This is a genomic window from Dialister sp. CAG:357, from assembly GCF_000435155.1.
Taxonomy (GTDB): domain Bacteria; phylum Bacillota; class Negativicutes; order Veillonellales; family Dialisteraceae; genus Dialister; species Dialister hominis.
In genome coordinates this window covers 28,594-45,822 of the sequence record NZ_FR896423.1, presented here as the reverse complement: position 1 = coordinate 45,822, position 17,229 = coordinate 28,594, and the positions used below count along the sequence as shown (strand labels likewise).

Annotated in this window: 18 protein-coding genes; 14 read left to right on the top strand and 4 right to left on the bottom strand. The window is 53.1% G+C overall.

The annotated features are described in order from the left end of the window. Positions 1-126 precede the first annotated feature (126 nt). Positions 127-420 carry a GIY-YIG nuclease family protein gene (locus M3200_RS05215; RefSeq protein ID WP_022382494.1) on the top strand — a complete coding sequence of 98 codons (294 nt, stop codon included), beginning with the start codon at positions 127-129 and terminating at the stop codon, positions 418-420. Beyond that, positions 417-1,040, top strand: coding sequence for a DUF2232 domain-containing protein (locus M3200_RS05210; protein ID WP_022382493.1), 624 nt, complete (start codon positions 417-419; stop codon positions 1,038-1,040). Before M3200_RS05215 ends, M3200_RS05210 begins: the two co-directional genes overlap by 4 nt. Before the next feature lie 54 nt (positions 1,041-1,094). Here the strand turns inward: M3200_RS05210 and M3200_RS05205 are convergent, their stop codons facing one another. Beyond that, positions 1,095-1,307 (bottom strand): hypothetical protein, encoded by a 213-nt coding sequence (locus tag M3200_RS05205; RefSeq protein WP_022382492.1) that lies wholly within the window; start codon positions 1,305-1,307, stop codon positions 1,095-1,097. 455 nt (positions 1,308-1,762) lie between these two features. On the opposite strand from M3200_RS05205, the gene M3200_RS05200 reads away from it, so the two are divergent. The 4 genes from M3200_RS05200 to M3200_RS05185 all read left to right on the top strand — a co-directional run bounded on the left by M3200_RS05200 (position 1,763) and on the right by M3200_RS05185 (position 6,066). Then, positions 1,763-2,410 carry a metal-dependent transcriptional regulator gene (locus tag M3200_RS05200; RefSeq protein WP_022382491.1) on the top strand — a complete coding sequence of 216 codons (648 nt, stop codon included), beginning with the start codon at positions 1,763-1,765 and terminating at the stop codon, positions 2,408-2,410. A 240-nt stretch (positions 2,411-2,650) separates the two neighbouring features. Continuing rightward, positions 2,651-4,051, top strand: a complete 1,401-nt coding sequence (locus tag M3200_RS05195) for an NAD(P)/FAD-dependent oxidoreductase (protein ID WP_288178163.1) — start codon at positions 2,651-2,653, stop codon at positions 4,049-4,051. Continuing rightward, complete coding sequence (gene purB, locus M3200_RS05190) at positions 4,052-5,344, top strand: adenylosuccinate lyase (RefSeq protein ID WP_022382489.1); 1,293 nt, start codon at positions 4,052-4,054, stop codon at positions 5,342-5,344. Between the two features lie 83 nt (positions 5,345-5,427). After that, positions 5,428-6,066 carry a hypothetical protein gene (locus tag M3200_RS05185; RefSeq protein ID WP_022382488.1) on the top strand — a complete coding sequence of 213 codons (639 nt, stop codon included), beginning with the start codon at positions 5,428-5,430 and terminating at the stop codon, positions 6,064-6,066. A gap of 296 nt (positions 6,067-6,362) precedes the next feature. Here the strand turns inward: M3200_RS05185 and M3200_RS05180 are convergent, their stop codons facing one another. After that, a complete protein-coding gene (locus M3200_RS05180) occupies positions 6,363-7,238 on the bottom strand; it encodes a LysR family transcriptional regulator (protein ID WP_022382487.1) in 876 nt (291 codons plus the stop codon). A 142-nt stretch (positions 7,239-7,380) separates the two neighbouring features. Here M3200_RS05180 and M3200_RS05175 point away from each other — a divergent pair, with 142 nt between their 5' ends. Together M3200_RS05175 and M3200_RS05170 are read left to right on the top strand one after the other, a co-directional pair. Then, on the top strand, positions 7,381-8,331 hold the full coding sequence (locus tag M3200_RS05175) for an aldo/keto reductase (protein ID WP_022382486.1): 951 nt from the start codon (positions 7,381-7,383) through the stop codon (positions 8,329-8,331). Further along, complete coding sequence (locus M3200_RS05170) at positions 8,328-8,843, top strand: flavodoxin family protein (protein WP_022382485.1); 516 nt, start codon at positions 8,328-8,330, stop codon at positions 8,841-8,843. Before M3200_RS05175 ends, M3200_RS05170 begins: the two co-directional genes overlap by 4 nt. Before the next feature lie 87 nt (positions 8,844-8,930). Here M3200_RS05170 and M3200_RS05165 read toward each other — a convergent pair whose 3' ends face one another. Then, positions 8,931-9,374, bottom strand: a complete 444-nt coding sequence (locus M3200_RS05165) for a flavodoxin family protein (protein WP_022382484.1) — start codon at positions 9,372-9,374, stop codon at positions 8,931-8,933. A 412-nt stretch (positions 9,375-9,786) separates the two neighbouring features. On the opposite strand from M3200_RS05165, the gene M3200_RS05160 reads away from it, so the two are divergent. Beyond that, on the top strand, positions 9,787-10,248 hold the full coding sequence (locus M3200_RS05160) for a low molecular weight protein-tyrosine-phosphatase (RefSeq protein ID WP_022382483.1): 462 nt from the start codon (positions 9,787-9,789) through the stop codon (positions 10,246-10,248). A gap of 128 nt (positions 10,249-10,376) precedes the next feature. Continuing rightward, the gene (locus tag M3200_RS05155) at positions 10,377-11,423 is read left to right on the top strand and encodes a zinc-binding dehydrogenase (RefSeq protein ID WP_022382482.1); all 1,047 of its coding nucleotides are present in this window, start codon (positions 10,377-10,379) and stop codon (positions 11,421-11,423) included. Between the two features lie 86 nt (positions 11,424-11,509). Here the strand turns inward: M3200_RS05155 and M3200_RS05150 are convergent, their stop codons facing one another. Continuing rightward, complete coding sequence (locus M3200_RS05150) at positions 11,510-11,827, bottom strand: hypothetical protein (RefSeq protein ID WP_022382481.1); 318 nt, start codon at positions 11,825-11,827, stop codon at positions 11,510-11,512. Positions 11,828-11,928: 101 nt separating this feature from the next. On the opposite strand from M3200_RS05150, the gene lonC reads away from it, so the two are divergent. The 4 genes from lonC to M3200_RS05130 all read left to right on the top strand — a co-directional run. After that, entirely contained in the window at positions 11,929-13,908 is a 1,980-nt protein-coding gene (lonC, locus tag M3200_RS05145) for a Lon family ATP-dependent protease (protein ID WP_022382480.1), read from the top strand. Between the two features lie 78 nt (positions 13,909-13,986). Continuing rightward, on the top strand, positions 13,987-15,357 hold the full coding sequence (gene dnaB, locus M3200_RS05140; protein WP_179951957.1) for a replicative DNA helicase: 1,371 nt from the start codon (positions 13,987-13,989) through the stop codon (positions 15,355-15,357). A gap of 27 nt (positions 15,358-15,384) precedes the next feature. Continuing rightward, positions 15,385-16,113: a uracil-DNA glycosylase gene (locus M3200_RS05135; protein ID WP_022382478.1), complete on the top strand. Its 729-nt coding sequence runs from the start codon at positions 15,385-15,387 to the stop codon at positions 16,111-16,113. A 130-nt stretch (positions 16,114-16,243) separates the two neighbouring features. Beyond that, positions 16,244-17,229 (top strand): L,D-transpeptidase (locus M3200_RS05130; RefSeq protein WP_288178162.1); only part of this gene is annotated, 986 nt, incomplete at its 3' end.

Sequence of the window (17,229 nt, the reverse complement as noted above, 5' to 3'; positions counted from 1 at the left end):
AAAGAAGTCAGCACTTTAGTGGATTTTGTCACAGACCCTTTTGTCTGATACATTATGAATTTCCTCTATGCACTCCATGGTATAATAAAGGATATTATTTTCCTGTGGTAATGAGAAGAAACGGACATGAGCGAAGAAACGACGGAGAAGGAAGAGCGGAAGTATTTCACTTACATGGTGCGGTGCGCGGACGGGAGTCTTTATACGGGATTCACGGTGGATGATGTGCATCGGCGCGTGGCAGTGCATAATTCCGGGAAGGGCGCGCGGTATACGAGGAGCCGGCTTCCTGTGGTTCTGGCGTGGTATCGTGAGTGGGGAAGGGAGCATGAGGCCCGTTCGATGGAATACCGTTTGAAACGTATGAAGAAAGAGGAGAAGGAGGCCATGGCGGCTTCTTTCGGAGAGGAGAAAACGTGAATCCTGCTGTTAGAAGAACGAAGTATTTGACGGAGGCAGCGGCGGCTGCTGCGATTGCGGCGCTCCTGGTGCTGCTGAAGCTTTTGGCGCCGTTCCTGGTTTTCGTTACGATGATTGCGGCGGCAGTTCCGATTGCCATCATTTGTGATTTCCATGGCATGAAATGGGGACTAGGCACCTGCGTGGCTGAGGTTCTGATCGTGAATATGTTCGGCGGACCTGAAATCGGGCTGACGACGGCTTTCTATGCGGCGGCTCTCGGTCTTGCGATGGGGTATGGTTTCCGCCATAAGCTGTCGTATGCAAAGACGCTGAACCTGACAGCGCTTGCCTATATCGTGGAAATGTCGTACAAGATTGTTTTCTCCATTTATATTCTGGGAATCGCAGATGCGCTTTCGTCGATGATCGACCGTCTGGTGACGTTTGTCCGCTGGGCGTGGCAGCCGCTGTCCCAAATTTTCGGCTTCGACCCGGATCCCGGCAAGACAGTCTTCACGACGTCGGGCATCATCATGGTGGCTTTGATATTCGTCCTGAATGCATACTGCTATGCGTACCTGAATCTGGAAATCGGGAGCGATATCCTGAAACGCATCAAGGCGGGAAGAAGAGAATAGTAAAAATAAAAAAAAGAGAGGTCTCGTGAAGAGGCTTCTCTTTTTCATTCCAGGTTATCTGTCTCCTGGCTGTCCTGTCCAGGGATTGTAGTTTCCTCTGTGGCTGTAGTTATTGTTTGGGTTGCCATCTGGATACGTGCGGTGATGAGGCTGGACGTAGTTGCCGTTTTGATTGCGGTAGCCATTGACGTAGACATCAGCGGATGCGGTCTGGGCGCCTGCAAAGAGGGCCGAGAAAAGGATTGCTGCTGCGATGAGTTTCTTCATATACTTCTCCTTTGTCGAATCATATGATTCAGAAAATATTCCAGCCTAATAAAAGGAAATTTTCTATCATGGCTAAAATAGAAACGGGTATCTTTTACTATAAGGTGGCTGGCAGGGATTGTCAACGCAGGAAAACGGTCCGAAATCGAAGAGAAATGATTCTGCGTTCTTCATTTCTTTCGAAAATATCGGAGAATAAGGCACTTGAAATGGAAATTATTCTGAATTAACCTGTATAAAGATTTGTTTATTAATTATTTAACATTTTATGGTTAACCTGTAATTTTCGAAGAAGATGCCGCTTTATATTTCGATTTTCTTCCCAAAAATCAATTTTTATACTGTAAAAAAATTACTGGATGGCATATAATAAAATTAAACAAGAGTATCGGTATAAAAATTTAGGGAATGGCTATTTTTCCCGGTGATGATGAGAGAAAGAGGGTATAAAGAAAATGACATCCGGCAAGGAAGATTATCTGAAAGCGATTTATCTCATCAGCGAATCCCATGAGCTGGTGACGAACAAGGAACTGTCAAACATGCTCCATGTATCGCCTCCGTCTGTTAGTGAAATGATTACGAAGCTGCAGAAGCAGGGGTATGTGGACTATACGGCATACAAGGGCAGCAAGATGACGAGGAAGGGCCGCCGCGAGGCAGGCCGCCTGCTGCGTTATCATTCTCTGTGGGAAGTGTTCCTCGTAGAGAAACTGGATTTCTCCTGGAGCGAGGCACATGAAATCGCAGAGGGTTTGGAACACCAGACGACGGAACCATTGTCTGAAAGACTGGACAATTTCCTGGATCATCCGGTCCACACACCGCGCGGTGATCCGATCCCGAGAAAGGACGGCAGCCGTTCCGGCATTACACACCGTCTCCTGAGCGATTTGGAAGTGGGCGAGATGAGCCACATCCGCCGTGTCATGGAAGATTACACGCTGATGGATTATGTCCAGGGCAAGAATATCGGTATCGACATGGAAGTGACTGTGAAGGAGAAGGAACCGTACGAAGGTCCGATTCTTCTCTCCACGCCGATCGGGGATATTTCCCTGAGCTACAAGGCAGCACAGCAGATTTTCGTTGACGACGACTAATGAAGTAAAAATAAAAAGAGGATGATGAGGGAGGATTTCCTTCACCATCCTTTTTTGCATTCAGCGATTTCAGATTTCCTTTTCCCTTGCATTTCCTTCTTCACTTCTGTAAAATAAAAAAAGGGATAATCTTTTACAGATGATCCGGCCCCCATGCGGGGCTTTTTTGTTGCCTGTTTTCCCAGAGGCGGGCGGGAACGGCGCTTTTCGCCGGATTTGATGAAATCGGAAGTGCGTTACATGGCTAAGAATTATGATGTGATTATTATTGGCGCAGGCCCTGCGGGGATTTTCACTGCGCTGGAAATCGCAGATACGGGCCTTTCTGTGCTGATTCTTGAAAAAGGGCTGGATATCCGCGATCGTATCGCTTTGAACAAGAACAGGACGGCGCCGGCGAGCGACAGGCGCGCGAATATTGTCTCCGGCTGGGGCGGAGCGGGGGCTTTCTCTGACGGGAAGCTGACGCTGACGACGGATTACGGCGGCAATCTGGACGATTACATGAATAAGGGCGAATTGTCCCGCCTGATTTCCTACGTGGATTCCATTTACTGCCAGTTCGGCGGGGCAGACAGGAAGGTCTACGGGGATGAGCATCTGGAGGAACTCCATGCGCTGAAGAGAAAGGCAGCTGCGGCTGACCTGGCTTTCATTCCTGCCCGCATCCGTCATTTGGGGACGGATGTGAACAGCGAAATCCTCTCCCATATGAGAGACAGCCTGCCGAATAATGTGACTGTCATCGCTAAGACGCCGGTCGACACGATTCTGGCGGATAAGGACGGCAGCGTCCTTGGTGTTGTGGCTGGCGGAGAAACGTACCACTGCAAGTACCTCGTTTCCGCTCCGGGCCGTGACGGTGCTGAATGGTTTGCCGGCGAGGCGAAGAGACTGGGCCTCAAGACGAAGTCGAATGCTGTCGACATCGGTGTCCGCGTAGAATCTCCGGCTGAAATTTATGGACCGATCACCGATCTCTGCTATGAGTCCAAGCTCGTTTATTTCTCCAAAGACTTCGACGACCGCGTCCGCACCTTCTGCATGAACCCGTACGGCTTCGTCGTCACGGAAAATAACAATGGCCTCATGACGGTCAATGGCCATTCTTATGCGAATAAGAAGAGCCAGAATACAAACTTTGCGATCCTTGTTTCCAAGCAGTTCACCGAACCTTTCCATGAACCGATCGAATACGGCAAGTACATCGCATCCCTTGCCAATATGCTGGGCGGCGGCCCGATCGTACAGCGCCTGGGCGACCTTCGCGACGGACGCCGTTCGACGCCGGAACGCATCAGGAGAGGCCTTGTCCAGCCGACAATGCCATCTGCTGCACCGGGAGATTTATCTTTGGTCTTGCCATATCGTTTTTTAAAGGATATTATGGGGATGTTCGAAGCGCTGGATAAGGTAGCGCCGGGAGCCAATTCACGCCACACGCTTCTCTATGGCGTGGAAGTGAAGTTCTATTCCTCCCGGATCGAGCTGTCAAACAAGCTTGAAACAGTGATTCCTAATTTCTTTGCTATTGGTGATGGAGCCGGCATCACCAGGGGTCTTGCACAGGCCTCCGCAGCCGGTGTAGTCGTGGGTCGTGAAATTTGCGCCCGCATTGGTCAACCGAAAGGGGATATTTAAATGATTCCAAGGTACACACGCCCTGAAATGGGCAAGATTTGGGACGAAAGAAATGAATGGCAGACAATGCTGGATGTCGAGATCGCAGCCTGCGAAGCAAACGCGAAACTGGGCCGCATTCCTGAAGAAGCAGTAAAGGTCATCAAGGAAAAGGCAAACTTCGACGTAGACCGCATTCATGAAATCGACCATGAAATCAACCATGACATCATTGCTTTCCTGACAAACGTCGGCGAATACGTAGGCGATGAAGCCAAGTACATCCACATGGGCCTGACCTCCACCGATGTCAAGGATACCGGACTCAATGTCCAGATCAAACAGGCATCCCAGGTCCTCATTGCCGATCTGGAAAAACTCGCAGAAGTTCTGAAGAGAAGAGCTGTGGAATTCAAGTACACACCAACCATCGGCAGAACACACGGTGTCCATGCTGAACCGACCACCTTCGGCCTGAAAATTCTGCTCTGGTACTCCGAAACCCTCCGCAACATCGAAAGAATGAAACGTGCTGCTGAAGAAATGGCAGTCGGCAAACTCTCCGGCGCCGTTGGCACCTATGCGGATATCGATCCATTCGTAGAAACCTACGTATGCCAGAAACTCGGCCTCACTCCTGAAGTCGTAGCTACCCAGGTCGTTCAGCGCGATCACCATGCTGAATACATCTCAACCCTCGGCGTCATTGCAGGCGTTCTTTCCCAGATCGCTCTGGAAGTCCGCCACCTGCAGAGAACCGAAGTCAGAGAAGCAGAAGAATACTTCAGCCCGAAACAGAAAGGCTCCTCCGCAATGCCACATAAGAGAAACCCGGTCAAATCTGAAAGAATCTGCGGCATGGCAAGAGTCATCCAAGGCTACAGCGTACCGGCATTCGAAGACATTCCGCTCTGGCATGAAAGAGATATTTCCCACTCTTCCGTAGAACGTGTCATCATTCCGGATGCTACCATCGCTCTTGACTACATCCTGGACCAGACGACCAGCCTGATCGACAAGCTCCTCGTTTATCCGGAAAAGATGATGGCTGACCTGAACCTCACCGGCGGCCTCATTTACAGCCCGAGAGTACTCCTGGCCCTCGTTGCCAAAGGCGCTTACAGAGACACCGCTTACCGCTGGGTACAGAGAAACGCTATGAAACGCTGGCTGCAGGGTGAAGACTTCTATGAAAACCTCTGCAAAGACGAAGACGTCAGAAAGTATCTGAACGAAGAAGAAATCAAGGCATGCTTCGACTACAAGCCGATGCTCGTCCATGTCGATGAAATCTTTGCCAGATTCGGACTTTAATCAAAAAGCTGAAGGCTTATGAGGATCCGCCTGCCAACGCGGGCGGATTTCTCACACCTAAAGCCAAAGAAGGAGCACCATTCATGAATTTGACAGTCATTCTTGTCATTATCCTCACGACCGTCCTTTTCGTTCTGAACTACCGCATGCTGCAGATGAAGAAGAACGTGACGAACATCGTGGATCAGATCGTCGCAGCCCACAGCCGCGATAAAAACTTCAAGAACCAGGAATTCCTGCACTACTACAAATCCAACGGCAACATCTGGCTCTCCGCTATGGAGCCGATGTTCAGGAAATCCCTCACGCTGAAAGCAGCCGTCTGCGTATTCAGCATCGTAGGCGCTCTCGTCATGATCGGCCTTGCCTACGTAGAGGACATCTACATCCTGGCCGTCTACCCCTTCCTTCTTCTCGTATTCCTCATCAAACTGGCGATGGACATCGAACTCGTCTCCTCTGATGACAAGAAAAACGCGAAGAAATCCATGTCCAACTACGTGAAACTCTACCCGAACGATCCCACAGCCAAGGGCATCAAAGAAGGCAAGACAGACAAACTCCACGTATGGTACATGACAGCCAAGAAAACCTCCGTCCAGACCGGCCGTCTGGGCAAAGGCGGCGAAGCCCAGGAAGCCATCGCCAAAGCACAGGAAGGCAAAGGCCCCAAAGGCCCGAGACCCCCAAGACCCGGATTCAGAAAACCAGGCAGAAGATAAAAGAAACAAAAAAAGAGATGCACAACAAAACGCTGTGCATCTTTTTTATATGGGTTTCTATACTCGCCTTCCCAGACGGGGAAGAATGCCCTTGACCTTGCCCTGGAAGGGAAGGTGCGCCGTATACCAGTTGACAGTAGCGGTAGCAACACAAATGTCTCATAAGTTAGTGTACAAGGCGGATGAGTTGCATTTCCTCAAGGCAAAGCCTTGGTTTTATGGTTTTCAAAAGGGTTGATTACCACAGCCGAAGGCTGGTTTTACGGTTTTCAAATCCTCAAAGGTTTTTCTCCCCCTCACCTCAGCTCCTTCTCCAGCTCTTCCAGCAGTATCTTTGACGCCGGCGTGAATGCCTGGTATTTCTTCCATATGACATGCATGGGCGAAGATAGCTCGGGGGAGAGCGGGATAAAGACGAGGCCGCTTCCTTTTCCTGTATGGACAAGATTCTCAAAACCGATGGGGTAGCCCAGTCCCTCCTTCACCATGAGCGTCGTATTGAAAAGAAGATCATACGTCGCCGCGATGTGGAGGCGGGGTGTTTCTTCCCCGAACCAGGAGAGCAGTTCTTCCTGTATGCCCTGACGGGAGACGATGAGAGGAAGGTCTTTCAATTCATCGAGCGTGATGCAGGATTTCCCGGCCAGCGGATCATCGTCCCTGGCAAGGATTCCCCAGCGGTCCTTGTAGGGGACAGTGATGCAGTTGTACTTGGAAAGATCGGCGCTCTGCACGATGACGGCCATGTCGAGGAGACCCTTGTCAATGCGCTCCGTCACGGCATCCGACCCACTGCTGTAGAAATGGAAATGGATATTCGGGTAGCGCTTCTGCACAGCGCGCGCCGCATGCATGAAAAAGGACAGCCCGGACGATTCCGCGCACCCGATGCGGATGTCGCCGCCGGTGATTTCATCCAGCGATTTGAATTCAGAGGCCGTCTTGTCCACCATGTCGAGGATGTCCTCCGCGCGTTTCCGGAGAAGCTGTCCTTCATCCGTCAGATGGATGCGGTGGCTGCTCCTGACGAAAAGAGGCCGGCCCAGTTCCTCCTCCAGTTCCTTCAGCTGCCGGGACAGCGTCGGCTGTGACACGTGGAGAAAAGCCGCCGCCTTTGTGATATTCTCTTCCCTCGCCACTTCCAGAAAGTATCGTAATACACGGATTTCCATGGAACACCTCCTTATTTCTTCATTGTACAGGAAAGAGGAGATATTTGAAATATGAATATCCAGGGATAATTAAAGAGTATTTTAAATATCTCGCGGAAATGAGTAGAATAAAGTCCTAAGTGAAATATGGAAGGTGAACGACATGACAGAAAAGAAATTACCGCCCCTCGCACTGGGCGCATGGTCCTGGGGCACCGGAATGGCTGGCGGAGACCAGGTTTTCGGAAATCACTACTTCGAGGACGACCTCCGTCCCGTTTTTGATAAAGCCATGGAAAAAGGACTGACCCTCTGGGACACAGCAGCCGTCTACGGAGAAGGAACGTCCGAAAGAATCCTGGGCAATTTCGTGAAGGATGTGCCAAGAGAAGATGTCCTCATTTCCACGAAATTCACCCCGCAGATTGCAGGCCCCGGGGATGACGCCATGGAAAAGATGCTGGAGGGAAGCCTCTCCCGTCTTCACACGGACTACGTGGATATCTACTGGATCCACAACCCGATGGACGTCGAACGCTGGACGAAGGACCTCATTCCTCTCGCCAAGAGCGGAAAGATCAGGAAAATCGGCGTTTCCAATCATAACCTTGCTGAAATCAAGAGAGCGCAGGAAATCCTGGCAGAAGGCGGACTTTCCATTTCCGCCATCCAGAACCATTACAGTCTCCTGCACCGCTCCTCCGAAAAAGCAGGCATCCTGGATTACTGCAAAGAGCATGGCATCACATTCTTCTCCTACATGGTATTGGAGCAGGGCGCGCTCTCCGGAAGGTACGACGAAGCACATCCATTTCCTGAAGGAACAGGGCGCGGCAATTCCTACAATTCGTACTGGAAGGAAATCGGGAAACTCGTCGAAGCATTGAGAGAAATCGGAAAGCCGCATGGAGCAAAGCCATCCCAGATCGCAGGCGCATGGGCGATTGCCAAAGGGACGCTTCCGATTATCGGCGTGACGAAAGTCTATCAGGTAGAAGAAGCCGCAAAGATGGCGGACATCCATCTGACCGGAGATGAAATCAGCAGCCTGGAAAGTCTGGCGGATAAAGCCGGCATTTCCACGCTTCGTGAATGGGAAAAGGAGATGGCATGATGAAAGTACTGGGCATCTGTGCAAGCGCAAGAAAGAACGGAAACACAGCAATCATGATGCGGAAGGTCTTCGAAGCCTTTGAGAAGGAAGGCATCGAGACCGAGCTCGTCCAGTTCGCCGGGACCGTCATAGAGCCGTGCAAAGCGTGCTGGGCATGCGCAGGAAGAGGAAACTGCGTCCATAAGAACGACTGCTTCCGCGAAGTCTTCGAAAAAATGAAAGAAGCAGACGGCGTGCTTCTGGGCTCCCCGTCCTATTCCGCCAATGTATCCGCCAACATGCAGGCATTCCTCGAAAGAGCGGCCGTCGTCTGCGACCTGAACCCGGGCCTCGTGAAACACAAAGTAGGCGCCGCCGTCGCCGCTGCCAGAAGAGCCGGCCCCCTGCAGGCCATCAATACCATGAATCATTTCTTCCTGAACCATGAAATGGTCGTGGCAGGATCGACCTACTGGAACATGGCCTACGGAAGACTCCCGGGCGAAGTCGAAAAAGCAAAAGAAAATAATTGAGACACCAAAAAAGGATGTACATGGGATTTCCCGCTGTACATCCATTTCATTTTCAGAAGGAAGAATCGATTCATTTCTCCCTCCTTTTTACTGATCCTTGAGATGCTGGTACATGACCCTTGCAAAAGTTTCGACCTTGGCCAAATCCTCATCATTCGGATACCTCGCTGAACCTGAGAGGAGGCAGCACTCACTCAGGATTCTCGTCTCCGTATTTCCGAATGGATATTTTTCAAACATTTTCCGTACCGTCTCTTTCGATACGGCTCCCCGGCAGAGGAAGGTTCCTTTCGGGAAACTGTCCGAGGGGAGAAGGTTTTTGGCATTTTGCATGCTGGCGATGGCGTGCGCCGATTCCGGATCGGCTGCCAGCGTAGCAAAGAGAAATATGTGACGGTTCGTCAAATGGCGAAGCACGTTCGCCGCTTCTTCGCAAGCCGTCCCTCCCTCGATCCAGAAACCAAGGAAAACACAATCATAAGCGGAAAGGTCTCCGGCCTCTTCAATAGAAGAAAGTTGAAACGATTTCATGCGCGGCAATGGCTGAATACAGGAAGGTGGGGGCCTTGCCTGCGAAACCTGGGGATGGGAAGGAACCTTTCTTTCATTCCTCCTCCCTCCAGAGCTCCGGCCAGATGCAGCCGTGATGAACCCGATGGAAACCGAATGGATTTCCTGCATGGGGGATTGTCTATGCCGGGAGAGAGACGTCCCGGACCTGCATACGGGGGTATGTCGGGTAATTCAAATATCTCTATCAACAACTAAAGGATACCATAAAAAATGTAATTGGCGCTATATAATATTATTATAGGAGTTATGGTTAAATCGAAGGAGATGGGCAATTACTGTACCATCTTTACTATACTATCTAAAAATGTAGTATAAATGTGGTATATTGGAAGAAAAGAAGTCAGGCGGAAATCCGCCAAAAGGAGGAACTATGTACCGCGTGCTTTTTATCTGCCACGGCAATATCTGCCGTTCGCCGATGGCGGAATTCATCATGAAGGATCTGGTGGAGAAGGCAGGGCTTTCTCAGGAAATTTTCGTTTCCTCAGCTGCTATGACGTCGGAGGAAATAGGAAATGATATGTACCCGCCGGCCAAGAGGATGCTGACGGCAATGGGCGTGCCTTTCGAGAAGAGGAAAGCCCGCCGCATGACGAAGGCGGATTATGAGGAAAATGATATCATCATCGGGATGGATGAGGAGAACTGGCGACACCTGCTTCTTCTGACGGGCGGTCGGAAGGAAAAGCTGCACCTCCTGATGGATTACACGGACAGGCCCGGCGAGGTTGCCGATCCCTGGTACACGGGAGATTTCAAGGAAACGTACCGGGATATTCTGGACGGATGCAGAGGACTCCTTGCTGCTATTCGGAAAGATGAAAGAATATAGAATTTCATAAGTTTTTCTTATAGAAAGATGGCCGGATTTGAATTGATTCGGCTGTCTTTTCTTTTTATACTTAAGGTAGGAAAGAATGCATTTGTTACGGCAGGAATGCCGGTAAGGGGGGAATAGACATGAAAGCAGGAGTATTTGTAGAACCAGGACGTGTCGAGGTCAATAATGAAGTGCCGATCCCGAAGGTAGAAGGCGAGAATGAAGCCGTGATCCGCGTGCTGCGTGCATGCGTCTGCGGTTCGGACCTCTGGTGGTTCCGCGGCATCAATCCGCGTCCGCATGGAAGCTTCACGGGTCATGAAGCCATCGGCGTCGTCGAAGAAGTCGGAAGCGCTGTCACGACGGTCAAGAAAAGCGATTTCGTCATCGCTCCATTCACCCACGGCTGCGGCTGGTGCGCTGCGTGCCAGGCCGGCTTTGACGGCAACTGCCTCAATGCGCCGCAGGAAATGAATGCAGGGTATCAGGCAGAATATGTCCGCTTCAAGAATGCGGGCTGGGCCCTGATCAAAGTACCGGGCGAAGCTTCGGACTACACCGATGCCGACCTCAATTCCTTCCTGACACTGGCCGATGTCATGGCGACCGGCTACCATGCCGCCGCTTCGGCTGAAGTGAAGGAAGGGGATACCGTCGTCGTCATGGGTGACGGCGCTGTCGGCCTCTGCGGCGTCATTGCCGCCAGAATGCGCGGAGCCAAGCGCATCATTGCCATGAGCCGCCACGTAGACCGCCAGGAACTCGCCCTTGAATTCGGTGCAACAGACATCGTCGCAGAAAGAGGCGATGAAGCTGTCGCCAAAGTCATGGCGATGACCCACGGATCCGGCGCCGACGCTGCCCTTGAATGCGTAGGCACACAGCTCTCGCTTGATACAGCAGCCAAAGTATGCCGCCCGGGAGCCATCGTAGGACGCGTAGGCGTACCGCACGGAGAAGACGTCGATACCTCCATCTTCTTCTGGAAGAACGTAGGACTTAGGGGCGGCGTCGCACCAGTCACGACCTATGTAAGAAACATCCTTCTCCCCGCCGTCCTGAACGGCACCATCCATCCAGGAAAAGTCTTCACCAAGAGATTCACCCTCGATCAGATCCAGGAAGCATACGATGCCATGGACAGAAGAGAAGCCATCAAATCCCTCCTCGTCATCCATGATGCATAAGGAAATAGGGAAATAAGGCAAGCAAAAAGGACTGCAGGATGAGCAATCATTCCCGCAGTCCTTTCCTATTTTCTATTTCCTGTTTCTTATTCATCTTCATCGTCTTCGAATTTGCTCTGCCAGAGCATTTCGTTGTACTTGTTCTGATAGAATTCCGCTTCTTTCTTTTCGCGCCAGAAGGAGCGGTCGTCGCAGATGGCGACCATTTCGTCGGCTATTTCTTCCATGCTCGGCATGTCGGCATGGGTGAGGTAGTGGAGCATTTTTCCCATGGCGCGTTCGGTGCCAAGTCCGGCGGCGAGGGCGGTGCCGAATTCGGGCGGGTAGCCCATGGCGCTGACTTCCTTTTCTATTTTCGCGCGAAGGCGCTGTCTTTCTTCGTTGTCTATGAAATGTGGTTCCATGAGGCCTCCTTGTTTCCCTTATCTTATAGGAAGAGGGCAGATTTGACAATAGATGCATAGATGCTCCCTTATGGTGTAAAATAGTAGGAAGAGGTCGCAGCATGCGGCTGAAAGAATGGGGGGATACCAAGATGGAAGATGTGAAAGATTTGCTGGGCCGGCTTTTGAACCGCGTCGATGGAAGCGGGATTTCCGATGAGGATCTGAACCGCCAGATCAATGCGATTTACAGCATTTACGCCAGCGCTGTCGGATCGGAACAGATCATCGTGCAGGCGAGCCGGTTCAACGCTTTGAAATATATTCATGACGAGAATCCGCGAATCCGGCTGATCGGAATGGAGCGGCTCATCCTGGAGAGCCGCGAATACACGCACCAGCCAGCTGACGATGAGATCCCCGCCATCCTGGATAAACTGGAGGACAAGCTGGCAGAAATGCTGGCGCGCCAGGCGGTGGAAAAGCAGCTCGAGGAAAAGATCGCTGATCGTCTGGACGAACGTCATCAGGAATATGTGAATGAGATCCGTCAGGAAATCATTGAAGAAGAAATGGGCGAGGGCGAGTCTCCTGCGAACAGGAAGAAGATGGAAAAGCTCGAGGCGATGGACAAGGTGAAGCTGACTTCCACGGTCATGCAGGTCGTCCGTCCGCAGAGCTTATCTGAAATCGTGGGGCAGGACCGTGCCGTGAAGGCGCTGGCTTCCCGCATCGCATCCCCGTATCCGCAGCACCTCATCCTTTACGGGCCTCCGGGTGTCGGCAAGACGACGGCGGCAAGGCTGGTCCTGGACGAAGCGAAGAAGCTTCCTTTCACGGCCTTTGGCGAGAATGCGCCATTTGTCGAATGCGACGGCACAACGCTCCGCTGGGACAGCCGGGACATGACGAACCCATTGATCGGTTCTGTCCATGATCCGATCTATCAGGGCGCGCAGAGGGATCTGGCGGATGAAGGCATCCCGGAACCAAAGCCCGGCCTTGTGACGGATGCGCATGGCGGAGTCCTTTTCATTGATGAAATCGGCGAACTCGATCCGATGATGCTGAATAAGCTCCTCAAGGTGCTCGAAGACAAGAGAGTTCATTTCGAATCGGCTTACTATGATGAAGATGCGCCAGGCATCCCGGAATATATCAGGAAACTTTTCAAGGAAGGCGCACCGGCAGATTTCATCCTGATCGGTGCTACGACAAGGGACCCGTCGGAAATCAATCCGGCGATCCGCTCGCGCTGCGCAGAAGTTTTCTTCGACCCGCTCCAGCCGGAGCATGTCATTGAAATCGTCAATCATGCAGCCGAGAAGCTGAAGGTGCACTTGGACGACGGCGTCGCCCGCCTCATCAGCGAGTACACGATGGAAGGCAGAAAGGCCGTGTCCCTTCTGGCGGATGCCTACGGGCTTGCCGTCTATGAGAAGGGGAGCGCCGATGCGCCTGTCATCACGCTCGATCTCATGAAGAAGACAGCGATGGCATCCCGCCTCTCCCCCTGGTATGACAAGGTGGCAAGCGACGTGCCGAAGGTCGGCCATATTTATGGCCTTGGCGTTGCAGGGTACTGGGGAAGCACGGTCGAAATCGAAGCGACCGCATTCCCGGCAAGGGAAGAAGGAAAAGGGACGATCCATTTCAATGAAACGGCCGGTTCCATGGCCAAGGATTCCGTCGCAACGGCGGCATCGGTGGTGCGCGAGCTCACGGACAAGGTCCTTTCCGATTACGACCTCCACGTCAATATCGTGGGCGGCGGAAATATAGACGGCCCCTCGGCGGGCAGCGCCATCACGGCGGCGATCATTTCAGCCGTGGAAAAGATACCGCTCCGGCAGGACTATGCTGTGACAGGGGAAATTTCCCTCTCCGGCGAAGTGAAGCCGGTCGGCGGCGTGTATGAAAAAGCATTCGGCGCGCGTCAGGCGGGCATGAAGGGCATCCTTATTCCGGAGGGAAACCGTTCGGATATCGAGGAAGGGCACCTGGGCCTGACCATCACGCCGGTGAAGAATATCCGGGAAGTACTCGACAAGATGCTTGTCAGGACACCCAAGACGGCAGGCGAGGAGCCTTTGCCGGTATAAGGAGGAATTGGTTTGGCAGATACAAAAAAACGCGGCCAGGGAGACTTTCGGCGTGAACCGAAGCCGGACACGAGCTCGATGATCCTGTCCCGCGTCCCGCCGCAGAATGTGGATGCGGAGAAGTCCGTCCTGGGCGCTATGCTCCTCGACAAGGATGCGATCCTTATGGCAGAGGACAAGCTGACGCCGGAGGATTTCTACCGCGAGGCGGATGCCGTCATTTTCAAGGCGATCCTGAACTTGTCCCACAGGGGCGAGCCGGCGGATATCCTGACGGTCACGGAAGAATTGAAGCGCATGGGGCGCCTCGACGATGTGGGCGGCGTTCTTTACATCAATGAACTCCCCATGAATGTCATCTCCCCGAAGTCCGTCGACCGCCATGCCGATATCGTGGCAGGCAAGGCCAAGCTGCGCCGCCTGATCGATGCGGCCGGCATCATTGCCGAGGAAGCGTATTCCGAGCAGGATGCGGTCGAAGACATCACGGACAATGCGGAAAAGTCCATCCTCGAAGTCACGAGGGATGAAAGAAAGAGCGACTTCACGCCGATCGGGGAAGCCGTGCAGAACGAGCTGGAAGAAATTTCCAGAAAGTTCCGCAATAAGGAAACGATCACAGGCATTGCGACGGGCTTCCCGTCCCTGGATGCTCTGACGAGCGGCTTCCAGAAGGGCGACTTCATCATCGTCGCTGCCCGCCCGTCCATGGGTAAGACGGCCTTCGTCCTCAATATGGCAAAGAATATGAGTATTTCCTCGGCGCACAAGCATGTTGCCTTCTTCTCTCTGGAAATGTCCCGAGAGCAGCTCGTGCAGAGACTTCTCTGCTCCACGGCCCTGATCGACAGTGCCAAGCTCCGCACCGGCCGCATTTCCACGCAAAAGGAATGGGACCAGCTCGCCAATGCAGCCAGCGTCCTCATGGATGCGCCGCTGTATATCGACGACACGCCGGGCGTCTCGGTCTCCGAGATCCGCTCCAAGTGCCGCCGCCTCAAGGCCGAGCAGGGGCTCGACATCATCATGATCGACTACCTCCAGCTGATGCAGGCCAAGAGCGCCGCAAGAAGCGGGGATAACCGCCAGCAGGAAATTTCCGAGATTTCCCGATCGTTGAAGAGCCTTGCCCGTGAGCTGAATGTCCCTGTCATCGCGCTTTCCCAGCTTTCCCGAAGCGTCGAAGCGCGTCAGGACCACAGGCCGTTCCTCTCCGACCTCCGTGAATCCGGATCTCTGGAACAGGATGCCGATATGGTCAGCTTCCTTTACCGCGAAGCGTACTACAACCGTGAAATCGAGGATGATGACCCGAGAAAGAATGAAACGGAAATCATCCTGGCCAAGAACAGAAACGGTCCGGTCGACACTGTGAAGCTCCACTTCGCCGGCCAGTTCACGCTGTTTTATGAAATCACGAATCAGGAACCGCCGCCCGATATGCAGTGATCCTGACCTTGGAAAGAGGGAAATATTATGGATTTATTCGGACATGAGGATCCCGAAGACCGCCTGGCAAGGGAAAGGCAGATGTCGTATGCGTCGCATGAGGAAATCAAGCGCGCCATCGAAGCCTGCCATCGCTGCCATCTCCGTGATGAGGGAGGCCTCGGCCCCGTCCTTTCGACAGGCCCGGCCGATGCTCCGCTCATGATCGTCGGGGAGGGCCCCGGGCGTGTGGAAGATGATTACGGAGGACCCCTGATTGGTCCGTCGGGACAGCTCCTCGACAAAGCTCTCGCCTCCGTCGGCATCACGCGCGACCATGTCTATGTGACGAATATCGTGAAGTGCCGCCCGCGCGGCAACCGCACGCCGACGATCGAGGAAGGCCATTTCTGCGGATCCATATGGCTTGCTGAAGAAATCCGGCAAGTAAAGCCGAAGGTCATCATCGGCCTTGGCAAAGTCGCTCTCCGTTTCTTTCTGGGAAGAGACGCGGGCATCGTCCGTTCGCGCGGACACTGGATCGACTACCACGGGATACCCGTCATGCCGACCTTCCATCCGGCCTACCTCCTGCGCCAGACCGGCCATGAACTCGTCGAAGCCAAGTGGCAGGTCTACTACGATCTGAAAGCGGCGAAGGAAAGGGCTGAAGAAGCAGCGCCTGACTGGGTGTGGAAGAGTGAAACACCGCCGAACCTTCTTGAGGAGCTTACCGGCGAGCGTGAGAAACGCCACGCGGGAGGGCCTCATTTCTGACAGAAAAATAACGGATGCATTCCTTTGACACGGGGCCGCCTTTGCGGTATCCTGTCAATATGTCGCAAGACATGGAATCCATCCGTTTCTTTATACCCGGGAAGGGTTTTCATAAAAAGGGGAAATTGCATTGCTGAAGAAAATCATTCTGGCCGCATCGATCGTGATCGCGCTCTCGCCCGTCATCGGGATTGAGGCCAAGACTCCGGCATCCAGTAAGGGGAAGCAAGCGCCGGCTCCCATTGTTACGATCAAATCCAGCGCGCCTGCCGCAGAGACAGTGAAGGCAGCGCCTGAAAAAGAAGCGCCTGTCCAGGTCAAAATCACGCCGGCCAAGGCAGAGACCAAGGCAGAAACGACCGAAAAGGAAGGAAAGAAGAAGCCTGCCTTTGAAGACAAGCGCATAGAAATCAACCTTGCCAGCCGCCTCCTGACGCTCTATCAGGGAGACGTGGGCATCCGCATGTACCCGGTCGCTCCAGGCAAGCCTGACTCTCCGACACCTGTCGGCAGAAGAAAAGTCGTCGATATGGAAATCAATCCGACATGGATCGATCCGGACCATCCGGAAGTGGAAATCCCATCCGGCCCTGACTGCCCGATCGGCTACCGCTGGATCGGCATCGGCGGCAACTACGGCATCCACGGGACAAACGTCCCCTCTGCCATCGGCACCTATGCGTCCCATGGCTGCGTCCGCCTCAATGAAAAAGACGTCGAAGACCTTTATGCGCACATTGTCAAAGGCATTCCCGTCGACATCATCTACGAACGCGTCGTCATCCACGTGCAGCCGGACAAGACGCTGACCTACTACGTCTATCCCGACGGTTACCACAGAGAACCGCTGACCGTCAAGGATATCGAAAATAAGCTCGCTCCTTACGGCGCCTCTGCTTTCGTGAATGAGGACCAGGTCAGGGAAGCCATCGAATCCTCCGACGGCCAGCCGAACTACGTCGCCAAAGTCTACGACCTTTACGTCAAAGGAACGAAGCTTTCCGACAAGGCCCTCGGCAAAGACGGTGCTGTCTACATCCCCGTCATGCCCGTCGCCAATGCGGCAGGCGTCCGTGCCGAATGGTCCCCGAACTGGCAGCAGGTCAGGACCAAGTA